Origin of the sequence: Neorickettsia risticii str. Illinois (genome assembly GCF_000022525.1) — a bacterium.
Classification (GTDB): Bacteria; Pseudomonadota; Alphaproteobacteria; order Rickettsiales; family Anaplasmataceae; genus Neorickettsia; species Neorickettsia risticii.
This window is the reverse complement of sequence record NC_013009.1, coordinates 720,783-738,009: the sequence shown is the minus strand read 5'-3', so window position 1 is coordinate 738,009 and position 17,227 is coordinate 720,783. Positions and strand designations below refer to the sequence as shown.

The following is a 17,227-nucleotide window of genomic DNA, read 5'->3' as shown; positions in this document are numbered from 1 at the left end:
CTTGCTGATGATGTAAAAATGTTCTCACTTTCTCACCAAGTAATAGAGTGTTAGGATCTACGTGCAGGTAGCGTTCACATAATGAAAGTCATTGCAACCAATAAAAAGGCCCGATTTGATTACTCACTAGTTGATGAGTTTGAGGCCGGGATTGTCTTACTTGGAACGGAAGTTAAGGCTTTAAAGTATCATTCAGCTTCATTAAACGAGGCCTTTGTTGCCTTTAGGCGTTTTGAACTGTGGCTTAATAACATGCATGTTCCACCTTATAAGCCTGCGAGCAGGTCCAATCACGTTCCTACTAGATCTCGTAAATTACTTGTTCACAAAAGACAGCTAAATAAGATATCCGGTGCAGTAAGAACCAAGGGACTAACTCTAGTTCCATTGTCTATATACGTGAATGAAAATGGGCTTATAAAAGTGAAGTTTGCCTTAGCAAAAGGTAAGAAAAAATATGATAAACGTCAGGATATCAAGGATCGTGATTGGGCAAGAAAGCAAGCTCAGCAAGATTTCAGTTAGGTATGAATGCGTCTATCTCTTTTGTGAGGCAATCACTTTGCTTTGTATTGCTCGAATTCTATCTGCAGATGAATCAATTTTTCCTTGGTATCCCGGATTTTATGGTTTTTGTACTTAGCCATTCCAGGTTTTTAGGTGGAGCAGTCAGGATGCGTACAAGATCCCAGTGGTTGAGGCATGTTTTGATCTGTTTGGGTTGAGCCTTTCTGTAGTGGTGTAGAAGTCATTGATGTGGCTCTCTTGTTTTTCACGTCTGTATGTTGTTGCGTTAACAATGAGAAAGTGGATGTTATTGCCTTCATATGTGTATTTTGAATAACAACAGTCGTTTTTTCTGGATAATAGGTGTGCTTAGATAAAACTCTTCATTTTCGCCAGAATTTGATTCTTTATGACAGTAGCTCAAGATGTACTGTTCTACGATCAGTATGGGGAAATCAAGTTATTCTAAGTAGTCAACTGATGTGCTAGGATCGCTGTACGCACTTGTAGCTCAGTGGATAGAGCGTTGCTCTCCGGAAGCAAAGGCCGTAGGTTCGATTCCTATCAAGTGCACCACTAACCGTTCGACATAGAAAACAAGATTAGAAGTTTTTGCTGGGTGAAGTTAGCTTTTTACTAGAGGTATGCTTTTAAGCTTATCATCATTTTCCGTCAATCGTTTGTGCTAAAGTAGTTTCTCAAAGAATCCTCTTTCAATTTTTGGAATACTTCCTCTGTCCGTCCGTATTCTACAATTTTTCCTTTTTCTAGGTACACGATTACGTCTGAGATACTCCGGGCTTGTTTCATGGAGTGCGTCACGATTATGATGGTGAACTTCTTTTTTAGTTCTATTACAAGGTCCTCTATGAGTTTCGTTGCTTTTGGATCGAGCGCAGAACAGGGCTCGTCCATCAGGAGTATAGTTGGCTTAACTGCTATAGCTCTAGCTATGCAAAGTCGTTGTTGTTGTCCACCTGAAAGTTCCAGTGCATTTTGATGCAGATTCTCGTGCACCTCTTCCCAAAGCCCGCTCCTTAGGAGACTCTTACAGACAATTTCGTCTAATTGACCACGTTTGTTTGTTATTCCTTGGAGCCGCGGACCGTAAGCAACATTATCATATATAGATTTTGGAAAAGGATTTGGTTTTTGAAAGACCATTCCAACTCTAGCGCGTAGCATTACCACATCCACCGTTGGAGCATAGATATTGTAATTGTCTATCAGTAGCTCACCCGTGATCCTGCAATCATCAAAGAAATCATTCATTCTATTGAAACATCTCAGAAGAGTTGTTTTTCCGCATCCAGACGAGCCTATAAGCGAAGTTACGGATTTTGAGTAGATGTCGAAGTTTATATCTTTAAGAACATGTTTTGCTTTATAGAAAACATTTAGATTTTTTACGGATGCTTTGATTTTTTTATCTAAAGACATAAGAGTCAGATCTATTAACTACTACGAAAGACACCCCTTACACATCACCGCTGTTTTGCTGGAAACTCGACTCTTCTTGGGCTTTTAGCGGTTACGTCTATCTACTTAATTGAGCAGTAATCCCTCCTATAGTAGACCAAAGGAAGGGATTTTGAAACATTAAGCTTTTTTTCCTCTACCGCGGCGACGATGATTTTGTGATCGCCGGCATCGTACCGATCTTTGGTGCGACAATACATCCAACACAATGCTTTTTTTAATTCTAAGCTTGTTGAAAATTCTTCTTTCCATGCTTGGGTATTATTCTGCGAGAATGAAACTGAGGTTTGTTTAGCTGTTTCATCTAATACGCTCACCACAAACTCTTCCGCGGAGAAGAAGATGTCAAACCTACTTGAATTTCTATCGAGGCAGTACGAGATTAATTGTGGTTTCAGCGAAACTGAGCAGAGTGAACTAACTGTTATTCCATACTTTTCTCCCATGAAACTAGTTGCCACAACTGATATTCCTGTAGCAAATCGACTCATACACTCTTTAAATAGGGCTTCGTCACTCATAGTCTGCCTAGTAGAATAATAAAGAAAATGAGCACGCCAACAAAATTCATTCGCTTGAATGCTATTCCGCAGTTTTTTGGATCATCTAAGTTTATAGATTCCGTAAATTTTTCCTCCATAAAGAAGAGAGCTGCTAAGCCAATGTAATACAGAAGGTTGAGTCCAGGTAGCACAGCAGAGAAAGCAAGAAAGGAAAGTGCTAGCCTTGCGTATTTCTTCAACCATTCCTTCGAACCAAACTTTCCCAGTGACAAAGAATGTACTCCGAGTGCCGCATCGTAGCGTTTGTCTTGGTGTCCATATATTGTGTCATAGTAAAGCGTCCAGAAGAAGCAAGCTAAATAAATAAAAAGCGCTGAGGCATGAATGGAATTGACAACTACAATCGATGCGAAAAGGGCTCCTACATTGAAGATAACTGCGAGGAGCAATTGAGGATAGGCAAAATATCTTTTGGAAAATGGATAAACCACCACTCCTACAATTGTGAATGCTCCAAGTGCGGTTGCTTCGAGAGGAAGGAAAGCCAATAACACCGTTGCTAGTATCAGTAGAATTAAAAACAGCAGTACCGCTTCAGTGACGCTTACCTCTCCAGATGCTATAGGGCGTGAAGCAGTTCTTTTAACTTTTCCATCGATATTTCGATCAGCAATATCATTTGCGATACAGCCCGCTGATCTTACAAGGAAAGCACCTAAAAGAAAGAAGGGAATCCACAGGAATGAGTAGAAACTACTTCCAAGGAGCGCAACCACAAATAGAGCGGGAAAAAAACACAACCACATCCCACCAAGACTCTGGAACCGAATCAGGGAAGCATACTTTTTAATTTTCATTTTTCAAGGTAGTTCTATCAGGAAGTTGTAAATTCAAGTTCGCTCTTGTAATACCACGCGAAGGAGTGAAATTCGAGTATGCAAACTCGGAAGATAAGATATGCATTTATGAACACTTGAGGTTCAAAGCAAGTTGGTTGTTGCATAGCTTTAGTGAAATCAGTAAAAATTGAACCGTTGACATTATTTTTCTTTGCATGTAACCTGGGAACACGTGCTTTCAAAAGTGCCGGTTTCGGTGGACTGCACGGCCGTCGCTGTTTGTGCAGCGTGTTGTTTGAAAAGTTCGAAAGATTAATAGGTCTCAAATAAAACAGAAGTATGATAAGTAGGTTTTGTTCTGTACATAACCTAAGATGTATACTGTAAAAAACTAAGAGTGTCTGATGGATGCCTTGGTGCCAAGAGGCGAAGAAGGACGTGTTAGGCTGCGATAAGCCGCGGGTAGTTGCCAAAAAACGTTTATCCGTGGATTTCCGAATGGGGGAACCCGGCTAGCTTGCTAGTCATTGCGCACTGAATTCATAGGTGTGTAAAGCGAACCCAGCGAACTGAAATATCTAAGTAGCTGGAGGAAAAGAAATCAACCGAGATTCCGCTAGTAGTGACGAGCGAACGCGGACCAGGCCAGTGGCCTGGACAAGAAAACTAGAATGCTCTGGAAAGGGCAGCAAGATAGGGTGATAGCCCCGTATAGGTAATGCTTGTCCAGGTCCTTGAGTAAGGCGGGACACGTGAAATCCTGTCTGAACGTGGGGGGACCACCCTCCAAGCCTAAATACTACTTGGCGACCGATAGTGAACTAGTACCGTGAGGGAAAGGTGAAAAGAACCCCTGTTAGGGGAGTGAAATAGATCCTGAAATCGGACACTTACAAACAGTCGGAGCCTGAGCATCATCCTTCGGGGTGGTGTCTGCGGGTGACGGCGTACCTTTTGTATAATGGGTCAGCGACTTAATTTATTGAGCAAGCTTAAGCCGTATCAGGTGTAGGCGTAGCGAAAGCGAGTCTTAATAGGGCGATTAGTTCAATGGATTAGACCCGAAACCAGGTGATCTAGCTATGGCCAGACTGAAGGTGCGGTAAGACGTACTGGAGGGTCGAACCCACTGGTGTTGCAATACCAGGGGATGAGCTGTGGCTAGGGGTGAAAGGCCAATCAAACCTGGAAATAGCTGGTTCTCCGCGAAATCTATTTAGGTAGAGCGTCGTATAAATATATTGCTGGGGGTAGAGCACTTGATGGGTTAGGGGGAGTAAAATCTTACTGAGCTCAGCTAAACTCCGAATACCAGTAATAGTTCTGCGGCAGACACACTACGGGTGCTAAGATCCGTGGTGAAGAGGAAAACAGTCCAGACCGCCATTTAAGGTCCCCAAATTGCAACTAAGTGTGGAAGGATGTTGGAAGGCCAAGACAGCTAGGAGGTGGGCTTAGAAGCAGCCATCCTTTAAAGAAAGCGTAACAGCTCACTAGTCTAAACAAGCTTTCCTGCGCCGAAGATGTACCGGGGCTAAAGTTGCATACCGAAAATGCGGATTGTTGCGGGTATCCCCGTGGCAATGGTAGCGGAGCGTTCCATAAGCCGTCGAAGGTCGACCGTGAGGTCGGGTGGAGGTATTGGAAGTGCAAATGCTGACATGAGTAGCGTAAGGAGTGTGAAAAACACTCCCACCGAAAACTTAAGGTTTCCTGTTTAAAGTTAATCTGAGCAGGGTTAGTCGGTCCCTAAGACGAGTCCGAAAGGGGTAGTCGATGGAAACAAGGTTAATATTCCTTGACCTGTAAGTAGTGACGGGTTACTGTGGTGGTATTCTCTTATTGGATTGGGAATGCTGCTTATGTGGCTCCAAGAAATAGCTCTTACATATAGGCCGTACCGCAAACCGACACAGGTAAGTGGGTAGAGTATACTTAGGTGATTGAGATAATGATGTTGAAGGAACTCGGCAAATTGCATCCGTAACTTCGGGAGAAGGATGGCCTTGTTGTGGGCAACCACGGTAAGGCGGCACAGGCCAGGGGGTAGCGACTGTTTACTAAAAACACAGGACTCTGCGAACACGTAAGTGGAAGTATAGGGTCTGACGCCTGCCCGGTGCCGGAAGGTTAATAGGAGAGGTGAATAGCTTTGAATTGAAGCCCCGGTGAACGGCGGCCGTAACACTGACGGTCCTAAGGTAGCGAAATTCCTTGTCGGGTAAGTTCCGACCTGCACGAATGGCGTAACGACTTCCCCGCTGTCTCCAACATCAACTCAGCGAAATTGAACTCCCCGTGAAGATGCGGGGTACCTGCGGTCAGACGAAGAGACCCCGTGCACCTTTACTGTAGCTTTACATTGGTATTAATGACAGGATGTGCAGGATAGTTGGGAGACAGTGAGACTCGGGCGCTAGTCTGGGTGGAGTCGTTGTTGAGATACCAACCTTCCTGTTATTGATATCTAACTCCGCTTTCTTATCGAGAGCGAGGACAGTGTATGGTGGGCAGTTTGACTGGGGCGGTCGCCTCCTAAAGAGTAACGGAGGCGTGCAATGGTAGGCTCAGGCTGGTTGGAAATCAGTCGTCGAGTATAATAGCATAAGCCTGCCTGACTGCGAGGCTGACAAGCCGAGCAGAGACGAAAGTCGGTTATAGTGATCCGGTGATTCCGCGTGGAAGGGTCATCGCTCAACGGATAAAAGGTACGCCGGGGATAACAGGGTAATAGCGTCCAAGAGTTCATATCGACGACGCTGTTTGCCACCTCGATGTCGACTCATCACATCCTGGGGCTGTAGAAGGTCCCAAGGGTTCGGCTGTTCGCCGATTAAAGTGGTACGTGAGTTGGGTTTAGAACGTCGTGAGACAGTTCGGTTTCTATCTGCCGTGGGTGTTGGAAATTTGAGAGGAGCTAACTCTAGTACGAGAGGACCGAGTTGGACATACCAATTGTGTACCAGTTGTCCCGCCAGGGGCACCGCTGGGTAGCTACGTATGGAAGGAATAACTGCTGAAAGCATCTAAGCGGGAAGTCCACCTCAAAACTAAATTTCCCTATAGGGCCGTGGGAGACTACCACGTTGATAGGCTGGGTGTGTAAGCACGGTAACGTGTTGAGCTTACCAGTACTAATAGCCCGATTGATTTACAGTTTGGTCTTAGATTTTATGTACAGGACTGAGCCTACTTGTCTGTGATTTCATGGGTCTAGTGATAATAGCTAAAGTGAAACACTCGACTCCATTCCGAACTCGAAAGTGAAACCTTTTTGCGCCGATGGTACTGCTTATGTGGGAGAGTAGGTGGTTGCTAGGTCCTTGAAATCACAGACGTTTTTCATGGCTACGTATTTGATTCCTGCCTCGAGTGTATGCTGCTTGAACCTTTAGATTCGTCGGTTCTTTTGTCTCTTTATGGAAAAATGCTATTGATCCGGCGCTTCGAAGAGAGGGCGGGGCAGCTTTACAGTATGGGTGAGATATGCGGCTTTTGTCATCTTTACATAGGACAGGAGGCAATCGCTGTTGGTTTGGAGTACTGTCTGGGTAAGGAAGACTCTATCATTACTAGCTATAGGGATCACGGGATGATGCTTGCTCGAGGTTCTTCCACTGATGTTATGATGGCTGAGCTTCTGGGAAGATCGTCTGGTTGTTCTGCTGGTAAAGGTGGGTCGATGCACATGTTCGATCCTGAGAGGAATTTCTTTGGGGGTCATGGTATTGTTGGTTCCCAAGTCTCGCTAGGAACAGGTATAGCTTTTGCTGAAAAATACAGGGAGTCTAACGCCGTTGTTGCAAGTTGTTTTGGGGATGGTGCGATCAACCAGGGGCAGGTCTATGAATCTTTTAATATGGCTGCCCTGTGGAAGCTTCCTGTACTCTATGTTGTGGAAAATAACATGTACGCTATGGGTAGCTCCGTTGAGAGCGTGTGCGCTAATTCTTCACTTTCGAACAGGGGCGAGTCGTTTGGAATACCCGGCTACTCTGCTAATGGTATGGATCTGATAGATGTGATTCGTGTCACGATGAATGCAGTTGAGCGTGTGCGAAGCGGAAGCGGTCCGGTTCTTGTAGAATATAAGACTTATCGATTCAAGGGGCACTCCATGTCTGATCCAGCTTCTTACAGGTCTAAGGAGGAGGTTTCTTCCTTTAAGGAGCGGGATCCTTTGAAAAGTGTGGAAACCTTGCTTCTGCAGGCGGGTGTGTTGCCCAGCGAGCTAGACCGTGTGCAAAAGGTAGTTAAGGATCGGATATCGAGTAGTGTAGCTTATGCGCGTGCTTCTGCTTTTCCTGATCAGGCAAATCTCATGACAAATATTTATTCGGAGTGAGGGTAACTTTCCATGAGGAAGTTGTGGGCTTTCGTATGGCTTGCAATTTTTTTTCGGGGTGTTAGCATTTCGGTGTTTCCGTGTGGAATCTGAGGATGGTGACGCGCTCGAGCATTGTGAGGAAGGTGGGCGAAGTAATTCGCAAGGTGTGTAACCCGCTCGTCAGAGATTTCCATGAGATACAGCGTTTACAGGGCTATCAAAATTTATCATCGTTTGTGCAGGTGACGCATGAACGTGTACGATCAAAGTTATTGTTTGAGCTCGACAGTTATAACGCTGCTACTGGATCCAGGTACGAGCTTGTTGTTTTTCCAATAGATGGAAGGGAAAATTTTTTTCGTGGTATATCGGACTTTACGGTTTCTGTACTGATAAAAAAAGATGGCAAGGCCTTTGCTTCTGTTGTTGAGCTTCCTATGACTCATACCACGTTTTACGCGGAGTTGTCTTCAGGAGCTTATCTTGAAGATCTTGGAGGAACGATGCGTCTGAAAATAAAAAACTGTGTAGCTTTTGACATCACTAAAATAGTAGTCTTTCTTGATTACATGGAAAACCGATTAGATCTTGTGGGACGCAGAATGTTAGGCTGCGATAGCCTGGCTGCCTGTTACGTTGCTTCTTGTAGGGGAGATGCGCTACTCCTAAAAGTAGGAGATGTTAATCCGGAGTTGTTGTCACTGATAAGATTGCTGATAGCAGAAAGTGGTGGAAAAGAGTTGCGCTTTCAGGATGTGGTATTATTTGCTCACCTGGATCTATGTGAAAAGTTCAAGCAATTGCTAGGTGTGACTCAGTAAGGGACGGCCCGCTTTTGAGGTGAGGCTATAATCAGTAACGTTTGAGGTTGTGATGTATGAACTCGATAAGAAGTCGCTTGTTGTTGATGTAGCGGGCGTTAAGATAGGTGGTGGGAACCCAATAGTTGTGCAGTCCATGACCTCTGGTAGCAGAACAAATCCAGATGACGTGTCAGCAATAGCTATAGATGAATCCCGCGAAGCTGTGGCTTTGGCTAAGGCTGGCTCTGAGCTAATAAGAATTGCAATAAATAGTGAGAAGGCTGCGGCAGCGATTCCTTATATAAGGGAAAATCTAGATAAGTCCGGGTTTGAAAAAGTTCCGCTTGTTGGATGTGGTCAGTATGAGATTAAGCGCGTACTTGAAACACAGACTGAAGCGATCAGATCCCTGGGTAAGATAAGAATTAACCCAGGTAATATAGGATTTGGTTCAAAGAGAGATACAAATTTTGACAAGGTAATTGAGTTGATTTGCAAACATGATCTCCCCATTAGAATTGGTGTTAACTGGGGAAGTCTGGATCAATCGGTTCTGCGTCAGATAATGGATGATAATGCAAAAAAGGAGAAACCCAGCTCCTACAATGAAGTACTGAGATGTGCACTGATTCAGTCTGCGCTGGCCAGTGCGAAGCGCGCTGAGGAGGTTGGATTATCACCGGATAAAATTATACTTTCGTGTAAGGTAAGCAATTTTCAGGATTTAATAGCGGTCTATTCCTCTTTGGCCGAACAATGTCGTTATCCACTACACTTGGGACTGACGGAAGCAGGCATGGGTGCCTCAGGAATAATAAAAACTACCGCAGCACTTTCAGTACTTCTTAATAGTGGTATTGGTGATACAATACGTGCTTCTTTAACACAGAAACCTGGTGAATCAAGAGTAATAGAAGTGGAAACGTGTCAGTTGATATTGCAGTCAATGGGTTTAAGAGTCTTTGCCCCTCAGGTTACTTCATGTCCTGGTTGTGGGAGGACGAATGGAAATTATTTTCAGCAGATTAGTAGTGACCTGAGTGATTTCATAAACGATAATCTGGTCGATTGGAAGAAGCTTTATCCAGGTGTTGAGAATTTCAAACTTGCGGTAATGGGTTGTGTTGTTAATGGTCCAGGCGAGAGTAAACACGCAGACGTAGGTATTAGCTTACCTGGTTATAATGAAAATATGGTAGCAGCGGTTTTTATTGACGGAAAGCCTTCAGCAAAGCTTACTGGCGAGAACATTCTCGAGGAATCAAAGCGGATTATTTTGGAGTACATCAGGAACAAATATGCCCCACGAAGTTAAGTGAAGGACCTCATGAGGAATCAAGGCGGGTTATCTTAGAACATTAAAAACTAGTGTGTTCCATAAAGTTAGACTGGATCTACTTTTACGTAAGTCATGATTTTTGTTGTGCGGATGCGTCCAAGTCTTCCCTAAGCAATATGTCTAGTGTCTCGTGTCCGTATATCATAAAAAGAAGTTTGTAAAAGGCACCTACCTTTGCGGCTTCTGCCTGTCTGAGCTGTGTTTTGACCTTTAGCAACTCCAATTCAGCATCTATCACGTTTAGATTGCTTTTAAGATTAAGATGTGCTTCCTGTCTAATACTATCAGCGGCAATATTACTTGCTTTCACAAGTTCTTTTAATGCAGAGGCGAAAAGCAAGGCATTGTGGTAATCATTCCATGTATTTTGGACTTCTTCCTCTAGAAGTTTACTTTTCGCGTGATATTCGTGTTCCTTAAGAGACTTGTCTTCATACGCCATTGCTACGGCTAAAGTGTTTCTGCCTCCTGTGAAGAGCGGTAGGCTGATACTTATTGTCGTGTGTGTACCGACGTTCTGAAATCCACCAGCTATGGTTTTTTTGGATGGTACATAGCGTAATGTTGTCTCGAGGCTCATTGCAGGAAGCCACCTTCCCACACTTTCCACTATTTTCAATTTTGCCGATTCTATAGCGTTTTTCGCCGCTTTTATAGGAGTGTTATTTGCAAATGCAAGAATAACACACTCCTGTAGAGTTCGTGGCAGGTATTCCACTTTCAAGATAGGGTCTTCGAGCTTTGTTTGTATACTTTTTCTTCCAACTAGGTGGCAGAGAGAAGCTCTACTACTTTCGGCTTTACTTTTGCTTTCCAGAAACTGAGATCGTGCCGACAGGAGTTTGGCTTTTGCATATGCTAGCTCTCCCTTTGTACTTTCGCCCAATTTCAACGACTTTTGCACTGCATCTAGATTCATCTCCAGTGCGCGTAGGGTTTCCTTGTGTAGAGCGAGGATCTCTTCAGTTCTGATTGCTTCCAGGTAGGCATGCATGACATGCAACATAACATTGTGGATAGCATCAGCGTAAAGGAAGGTCGCATTGAGATACTCATGCTTTGCTAGGAATAACTTAGACAGTGGTGCAAAGGGATTACCAATATTCTGTGTCACAGTCAGTCCGATTACTGGGTTTGTTTTAGCGCTTCCTACGGGTGCCCAAAACTCTCTGTTAAAATCATGCAGTAATCCAAGTGAGGCCGTTGGAAGGAGTTCCGAAACGGACATTCTTCTTCTCAGAAATGCGAGATCGTGCTGTTTGGATAAAGATTTTACCGTATCGTTATTGAGTAGCGTGTCGTGAAACGCATCCTCCAGGCTGTAAGAGTATGCAAAATCCACAAACGTAAACCACAGCAGCAAGAAAATCAAAAGGCGCATTTTCACATGCAAAGGACAAACTGCAATGGTAGCACCTATAAATCTATATTTCAAAATATCATCATGAGAATCTTCAGCGCTTTCAGAATTTGAATACTGCGAAAAGTCCTTTTAACCTACTTCCAAGTCAACAAACGCGGATATCCACATTAACGCTTCCGAAGTGAGGCTAGTGTGCTATTCGATGATTTGTACATCATTGCTTCTGTCTGGGCTACCTTTAGAACGCGTAGATTGTTTGTTGTTCGAGTTATTACCATTGTAATTGTGCACTTGGGTATCACTTCTCTTCTCAATTGCATTTGAAGGTAGGGTTGCGCTGGTACCAGTATTACCCGCGCCTCTAGGGAGTTTACTTTCAGGCCGATCCTTGCACCATCCCGTTGAATCAGAATTTCTCGCAGCATTCATAAGAGCCATGCCAAAGGTTGCAGATGGACAAGCGTTGCAATAGAGAACAGCACTTTCAAGCGTTTTAGTTATCTGTTCAGTGTCTATGGAATTTTTTCCTACTGATTGTATGGCTGCAAGCGTAGGTGCAAGCACACGCAAAAACTGCGTCCTTTTGTTAGAGTCACCAAGTCGTTCAACAACGGATGCACAAGGTTCCATACCACCTTCCACGTAACTCATTGTTAAAAAGTATTCCATAATAGGATTCGCAGTAGCAAATCCCGCACTTACAGCTAAAATGGCAAATAATAAGAAAGGCAGACGCATAAGCAGCACAGACGAGTCCACGCAATGCTACCACATAAAAACTAACCAGAGTATAATTCGAGTTTCACACAGACGTCGTTGTTTGTCGTAATCTCATCGGTCCGTTTGATCCATGGCGCTGGCTAGAGTGGAAGATTATCGTGTTTTTTCCATGGTTTTTCCATCGTTTTGCCAGCCAGCATTCTGAAGGCTTCTACTATTTTCCTTCTGCTATCCGAAGGTTTTATTATATCGTCCAAATATCCACGTGCAGCGGGTACTCTTGGATTTGCAATCTGTGTTCTATAATCTGATGCTAATTCCGTGATTTTGTTTGGTGTATCGATTTCTCGCCTAAACACGATTTCTACAGCTGCTTCTGGTCCCATCACAGCAATTTCTGCATTTGGCCAGGAAAAGTTCACGTCTCCACCAAGATGTTTTGATCCCATCACTATGTATGCACCACCATAAGCTTTTTTTATAATGAGTGTCACTTTTGGGACCGTTGCTTCGGCATATGCGTAAAGCAATTTTGCTCCGTGTTTTATAATGGCATTTTGCTCCTGAGAGGATCCAGGCAAGAAACCTGGTACATCGACGAACGTAAGGATCGGGATGTTGAAGGCATCACAGAAACGAACAAAGCGCGCTGCTTTCCTGGAAGAATTGATATCAAGGCAGCCTGCCAAAACAGATGGTTGGTTTGCAACAATACCTATGCGAATCCCGCCAATATGGGCAAAGCCGATCAATACGTTTTTTGCAAAATCAGGCGAGAGCTCAAAGAACTCGCCATCATCGACTATTGCCCTTATGATATTGCTCATATCATACGGTAAGTTTGACACTACCGGAGTAGAACGATCTAGCCACTCGATCTGCCTACGCACAGGATCAGTGCATTCTCTTTGACGAGGGGTTTCGGTGTTGTTTTGCGGTAGAAAATCAAGAAAATTTCTCACTGCAATAAGCAGCTCAACAGAATTTTCAAATGCTCTGTCACATACGCCTGATTTTTTCGTGTGTATCTCGGAACCACCAAGCTCATTTTGCGTAAGATCTTCCTTGAGAACAGTCTTTACCACTTTTGGGCCGGTAACGAACATATAGCTCGTCTCTTTAACCATGAAAATAAAGTCGGTCAACGCAGGTGAGTACACAGCACCACCAGCACATGGTCCCATAATCAGTGAAATTTGTGGCACGACACCAGAGAGTCGAACATTGCGCAAGAATATCTCTCCGTATCCACCGAGAGAATCAACTCCCTCTTGTATTCTTGCACCGCCAGAGTCGTTTATCCCGATGATAGGGGCACGAGTCTTGGCTGCAAGGTCCATGATTTTACAGATCTTCTCAGCATTCTTTTCACTGAGTGACCCGCCAAACACTGAAAAATCTTGCGAATACGCAAAGACACTTCTCCCATTGATTTGGCCATGTGCCGCAATGACACCGTCCCCATCTACAGATTTTTTTTCGAGTCCAAAATTGGTGCACCTGTGGCGGACTAAGCTATCAATTTCCACAAATTTCCCATCATCGAACAGGACTTCCAATCTTTCGCGGGCAGTAAGCTTGGAAGTCACAGATTGTGCTTTTGTTGACTCACCTAGGGAAAGCTGAAGAGATTTTTGCATGCTAAAGGTGCCTGAACGATAAATTGTATTATACCTAATTGATCTATTTACCGTCAATAAGGCAGTTTAAAAGGTGTAATAATAAATTATTAAAATAAATATAACAATATTAACCTTATCTGTGCTTTGCTTTTTCCCAACCTGATAAGTAGTGTGTAGGGTTTTACAGTTTGTGATACCTACATTATGTTTTATCTTCTTTTCTTTGGGGTAAACGCAAATTACGCTTTATTCGTATCTGGGACCGCTGGTGTTTTATCAATCCCGTTCTTCCTAGATACAGGCATTGTGTTGAGTAATAAGATGTAGTGCTACGTAATAATTTTTTCAGATTTATCTAACAGAAAGAAGCGGATCTGTGGAAAAATCAGTATGAAATTGGGTGCTTTTAAATTTAGATATTATATCAGTCTTAGTATCTTGATAGTGCTTTGTAGCATCTGCTAGAGTGTAGTGGTCTAATTTGCCGCTTAAGTAGTTTTACCCATTGGTGTGTAGGCGGCAGATTTTTCGTGATTTCTGGTTTGATTTTCAAGGTGTTTTCTGAGCTGGGTATCTTAGTAGTCCTCCTATTTCTTGAGATAGTACTCGGCATAGATAATATTGTGTTCATCGCAATTCTCACGGGTAAAATGCGTGATGGGCGCACTATAAGGTATATTGGGCTCGGACTTGCCCTTTTACTGCGTCTGGCGATGCTCCTATGCGTCTCGTTTGTTCTAACGCTTAAAAAACCGCTGTGCTACTCACTTTCAGTCCAGGATATAGTTTTTCTTGCTGGTGGGATGTTTCTCCTGTTTAAGGGTTTAAAGGAGCTTTTGCAGTATGTCAGACTGAAAGATATCCACTATGAAGCAAAAAACAGTTTTCTTACTGTGTGTTACGTTGCATTTGTAGATCTCGTTTTTTCAGTAGATTCCATTCTTACGGCAGTTGCGATTACCAAAAATACCTTTCTTATAGGGTTGGCTTTCACATTAACGATCATTTTCATGATTGTCATGGCAGATTCTGTATCAAAATGGATAGAACGATTTCCAGAATTAAAGACACTTGCACTTGTATTCGTTGTATCTATAGGGGTTCTTTTGTTCTTGGAAGGATTGCATATTGAGTTTAAGAAGTCCTACTTATATTTCGCATTTGCTTTCTCACTGATTGTGCAACTGTGCAATGTTGTACGAAAATATAGGAGCACTAACGAGAAATAGTTCTGGTGCTTCTGATCGGTGCACATTGAAATATCGTGGCAGCCTATTCACTTGTGAGTGAAGAAATTATTTCCCTGGTTGCTTTTACCGGATCTGATGCACGTGTTATAGCCCTCCCAATGACTATGTAATCGGAAACGCTGTTTTTTAGTGCTGAAATTTGAGAAACCCTTTTTTGATCATCAGAGTGTTCACTTGCAACTCCTGGTGTGACAATTATGAATTCCTCTCCACAAGCATCCCGCACTAGGGGGGCTTCTTGGTTTGAGCATACGACACCGTCTAGACCGCATTTTTTTGCAAATACAGACAGTTTTTTTACGTATTCTGGTAGAGGAATTTCAATGCCATTATTTTTCAGATCCTTTTGTTCAAGGCTTGTCAAAACAGAGACCCCAATTAAGAGTATTCCAGTATCTTGAAGGGCTTCTTTAGCAGCTGTAAGCATTTCCATACCACCAGTGATATGGACAGTAAGGAAGTCAACACATTCCATCTGCTTGATAACGCTAATAGTTCTAACAACTGTATTGGGAATGTCGTGCAGTTTGAGATCCAGAAAAATTGGTAGTCCAAGAGCAGCGATTTTCTCGATACCTGCAATACCGCACGAGGAAAAGAACTCTAACCCAAGTTTTATGACATGCACGTATTCCAATATGCTGCTTACTAGTGAGTACGAATATCCAAAATCAGGGTTATCAACTGCACATATGATTTTTGGTTTCACTTTTTATAGTTTGCTGCATCCATTTCGGTACATGTAACACAGTATTCGATTTTCTACACGATCCATAGTTGAATATTTGCACACACGAGTTCACGTATTTGTAATCATACGGTGAAGCGTCATTAATTTTTCCACTCGATCTTGTCCGTGTTATAGGTCTTTTCTCAGAAGTCGCTCAACTGATTTGTCCATCAGTGAAAAAAGTGGGTTTTTGCGTTTCTGACCATTCTTATGTAGAAAAAACTGCTGGTGGATATAACAAGACCAGTCATAACATAATACTTGCTGATTCTAGAAGGGTTTTTACAAAAGTAAAAGTTGTATGACTGCTGACTGTTATATCGGAAACAAGATTATTGAAATACCATTGTGGGTGTTGTATTATGGCAACTGCAGGCGTGCGGTTGATATCAATTGGTTGTCTCGTCGGCATTAGAGTGAGCAATAAAATGGTGTAGAGGAATGGCAAACACTGCTAGCGCGAAGAAGATGGTTCGCAAGATCAAGCGAAGAACTTTGGTCAACAAAATGCGTATGAGCCGCATAAGGACCTTCGTAAGGAAGGTAAAAAATGCGATCGCTGTTGGGCCTAAGTCGGCTGCCGCTGAGGCTTTGCGTATTGCCCAGCCGGAGATTCACAGAGGTGTTACGAAGGGTGTTCTACATAAGAACAGAGCTGCTCGAATTGTTAGTAGACTTTCCGGGCATATAAAGAAAATGGCTTAATCCTGGGTCATTGTATGATGTGCTGGCTGTCCCCCATTTCGTGGGAGAGATCCGTTGGTTGTCTTTTTAGTTGGGTGGTTTTTCTATTTTTTCCGTTTGTCCTATGAGAAGAGTAAGTATAAGAATGCTGCAGAAATCCATTTTGTGTGGCTTCAAAGGAGCAACTCATTTCCTTATCGGTGCTATCGTTGCGACTAATGGTGCTGTTATCAGATCTACCGTGCCGGGGGGTGGATCAGGGCCTGAAAAAAGATATGGGGGGCTCTATGCAATGTATAACAATATCATCCCAACGTTGGAAGTGTTGTTGTGCATGGGTGTTTTGTGTGTCCTGCTAGAACGTATTGCCTTTAAAAGAGTCATTCCTGATCCGTGGGTGAGGGCAGCGGTCTCACTGGCGATTTGCGTGGTGCTCATGATGCTAATCTGTACCTTGCTTAGGGTATTTGAAGCGCGCAGAGACTGTTGTGATGACTATGACTATGATAAATCCTTTGACAGGGCGGGTGGTTATGGCATGCACTTTGATGTCCCTTCCTGCTCAGGGATTAGGAATAGTTTGAGTGTGCTTTTTCCTGGTAAAAGTCTGTCCGGATATTTTGCGTTCGATAGGCATGTTCCTGAGCCGGCCGATGATGGTTATCCGATCGTTACTCCTGGGGAAAAAGCCTGGCACTGTGTTGGTGCACTTGCTGCTGCGCCGCTTTGGATGGTGATGCTTGCACTAAACCTTCTTGAATTGCCTCTTGTTGCTGTCTTGGATTGTGCTGCTTTATGCACTCGTGAGGGACGCGCACATCCTTTTGCTGGTTCTCGGGATGTTGTGCGCCAGATGCTTTATGGTGTTTATCAGATTATGGAGCCAGTTACCTGCGTTTTACCAGAGACTGCACAACAGAGGATTGGCGGAGCTTTTCATGCTGCTGTGCGAAGAGTCATGGGCATGCCTGGTGAGGGGCATCGTTCAGGGGGTGGTCCCGAAGGTCGGTTGGAGAACGCGGGAGCGGAAGGTGCTGGAGCAGGGGTTACATTGGTTTAGT

At 43.6% G+C, this 17,227-nt stretch carries 14 protein-coding genes, 1 tRNA gene and 2 rRNA genes; 10 read left to right on the top strand and 7 right to left on the bottom strand.

All coding sequences use genetic code 11. The features are described from left to right. Nucleotides 1–81 precede the first annotated feature (81 nt). Both smpB and NRI_RS03365 read left to right on the top strand, forming a co-directional pair. Nucleotides 82–525 (top strand): SsrA-binding protein SmpB, encoded by a 444-nt coding sequence (gene smpB, locus NRI_RS03375; protein WP_015816629.1) that lies wholly within the window; start codon nucleotides 82–84, stop codon nucleotides 523–525. Nucleotides 526–1,007: 482 nt separating this feature from the next. Further along, nucleotides 1,008–1,083: transfer RNA gene (locus tag NRI_RS03365), tRNA-Arg, on the top strand. Between the two features lie 96 nt (nucleotides 1,084–1,179). On the opposite strand, the gene pstB is transcribed toward NRI_RS03365, so the two are convergent. The 3 genes from pstB to NRI_RS03350 form a co-directional block, all read right to left on the bottom strand. Further along, entirely contained in the window at nucleotides 1,180–1,947 is a 768-nt protein-coding gene (pstB, locus tag NRI_RS03360; RefSeq protein WP_015816628.1) for a phosphate ABC transporter ATP-binding protein PstB, read from the bottom strand. A gap of 101 nt (nucleotides 1,948–2,048) precedes the next feature. Beyond that, nucleotides 2,049–2,507 (bottom strand): flavin reductase family protein, encoded by a 459-nt coding sequence (locus NRI_RS03355; protein ID WP_015816625.1) that lies wholly within the window; start codon nucleotides 2,505–2,507, stop codon nucleotides 2,049–2,051. After that, complete coding sequence (locus NRI_RS03350) at nucleotides 2,504–3,346, bottom strand: 4-hydroxybenzoate octaprenyltransferase (protein ID WP_015816627.1); 843 nt, start codon at nucleotides 3,344–3,346, stop codon at nucleotides 2,504–2,506. Before NRI_RS03350 ends, NRI_RS03355 begins: the two co-directional genes overlap by 4 nt. 363 nt (nucleotides 3,347–3,709) lie before the next feature. Between NRI_RS03350 and NRI_RS03345 the strand changes: the two genes are divergently transcribed. The 5 genes from NRI_RS03345 to ispG all read left to right on the top strand — a co-directional run bounded on the left by NRI_RS03345 (nucleotide 3,710) and on the right by ispG (nucleotide 9,773). Continuing rightward, nucleotides 3,710–6,487, top strand: a 23S ribosomal RNA gene (locus NRI_RS03345). Between the two features lie 53 nt (nucleotides 6,488–6,540). Further along, nucleotides 6,541–6,649, top strand: a 5S ribosomal RNA gene (gene rrf / locus NRI_RS03340). Nucleotides 6,650–6,704: 55 nt separating this feature from the next. Beyond that, nucleotides 6,705–7,673, top strand: a complete 969-nt coding sequence (gene pdhA / locus NRI_RS03335) for a pyruvate dehydrogenase (acetyl-transferring) E1 component subunit alpha (RefSeq protein WP_015816611.1) — start codon at nucleotides 6,705–6,707, stop codon at nucleotides 7,671–7,673. 95 nt (nucleotides 7,674–7,768) lie between these two features. Next, nucleotides 7,769–8,476, top strand: a complete 708-nt coding sequence (locus NRI_RS03330) for an inositol monophosphatase family protein (RefSeq protein WP_015816623.1) — start codon at nucleotides 7,769–7,771, stop codon at nucleotides 8,474–8,476. Nucleotides 8,477–8,528: 52 nt separating this feature from the next. Then, on the top strand, nucleotides 8,529–9,773 hold the full coding sequence (ispG, locus tag NRI_RS03325; protein WP_015816610.1) for a flavodoxin-dependent (E)-4-hydroxy-3-methylbut-2-enyl-diphosphate synthase: 1,245 nt from the start codon (nucleotides 8,529–8,531) through the stop codon (nucleotides 9,771–9,773). Nucleotides 9,774–9,867: 94 nt separating this feature from the next. Here ispG and NRI_RS03320 read toward each other — a convergent pair whose 3' ends face one another. The 3 genes from NRI_RS03320 to NRI_RS03310 all read right to left on the bottom strand — a co-directional run bounded on the left by NRI_RS03320 (nucleotide 9,868) and on the right by NRI_RS03310 (nucleotide 13,520). After that, nucleotides 9,868–11,139 (bottom strand): TolC family protein, encoded by a 1,272-nt coding sequence (locus NRI_RS03320; RefSeq protein WP_238522988.1) that lies wholly within the window; start codon nucleotides 11,137–11,139, stop codon nucleotides 9,868–9,870. 216 nt (nucleotides 11,140–11,355) lie between these two features. Beyond that, nucleotides 11,356–11,898, bottom strand: coding sequence for a hypothetical protein (locus NRI_RS03315; RefSeq protein ID WP_238522987.1), 543 nt, complete (start codon nucleotides 11,896–11,898; stop codon nucleotides 11,356–11,358). A gap of 122 nt (nucleotides 11,899–12,020) precedes the next feature. Then, nucleotides 12,021–13,520 (bottom strand): acyl-CoA carboxylase subunit beta, encoded by a 1,500-nt coding sequence (locus NRI_RS03310; protein WP_015816621.1) that lies wholly within the window; start codon nucleotides 13,518–13,520, stop codon nucleotides 12,021–12,023. 536 nt (nucleotides 13,521–14,056) lie between these two features. Here NRI_RS03310 and NRI_RS03305 point away from each other — a divergent pair. Beyond that, nucleotides 14,057–14,731 (top strand): TerC family protein, encoded by a 675-nt coding sequence (locus tag NRI_RS03305; RefSeq protein ID WP_148205727.1) that lies wholly within the window; start codon nucleotides 14,057–14,059, stop codon nucleotides 14,729–14,731. Between the two features lie 43 nt (nucleotides 14,732–14,774). Here NRI_RS03305 and pyrF read toward each other — a convergent pair whose 3' ends face one another. After that, nucleotides 14,775–15,461: an orotidine-5'-phosphate decarboxylase gene (pyrF, locus tag NRI_RS03300; RefSeq protein ID WP_015816607.1), complete on the bottom strand. Its 687-nt coding sequence runs from the start codon at nucleotides 15,459–15,461 to the stop codon at nucleotides 14,775–14,777. A 462-nt stretch (nucleotides 15,462–15,923) separates the two neighbouring features. Here pyrF and rpsT point away from each other — a divergent pair, with 462 nt between their 5' ends. Together rpsT and NRI_RS03290 are read left to right on the top strand one after the other, a co-directional pair. After that, nucleotides 15,924–16,187 (top strand): 30S ribosomal protein S20, encoded by a 264-nt coding sequence (rpsT, locus tag NRI_RS03295; RefSeq protein ID WP_015816606.1) that lies wholly within the window; start codon nucleotides 15,924–15,926, stop codon nucleotides 16,185–16,187. Between the two features lie 103 nt (nucleotides 16,188–16,290). Next, nucleotides 16,291–17,226, top strand: a complete 936-nt coding sequence (locus tag NRI_RS03290) for a hypothetical protein (RefSeq protein WP_238522986.1) — start codon at nucleotides 16,291–16,293, stop codon at nucleotides 17,224–17,226. Nucleotide 17,227 lies beyond the last annotated feature (1 nt).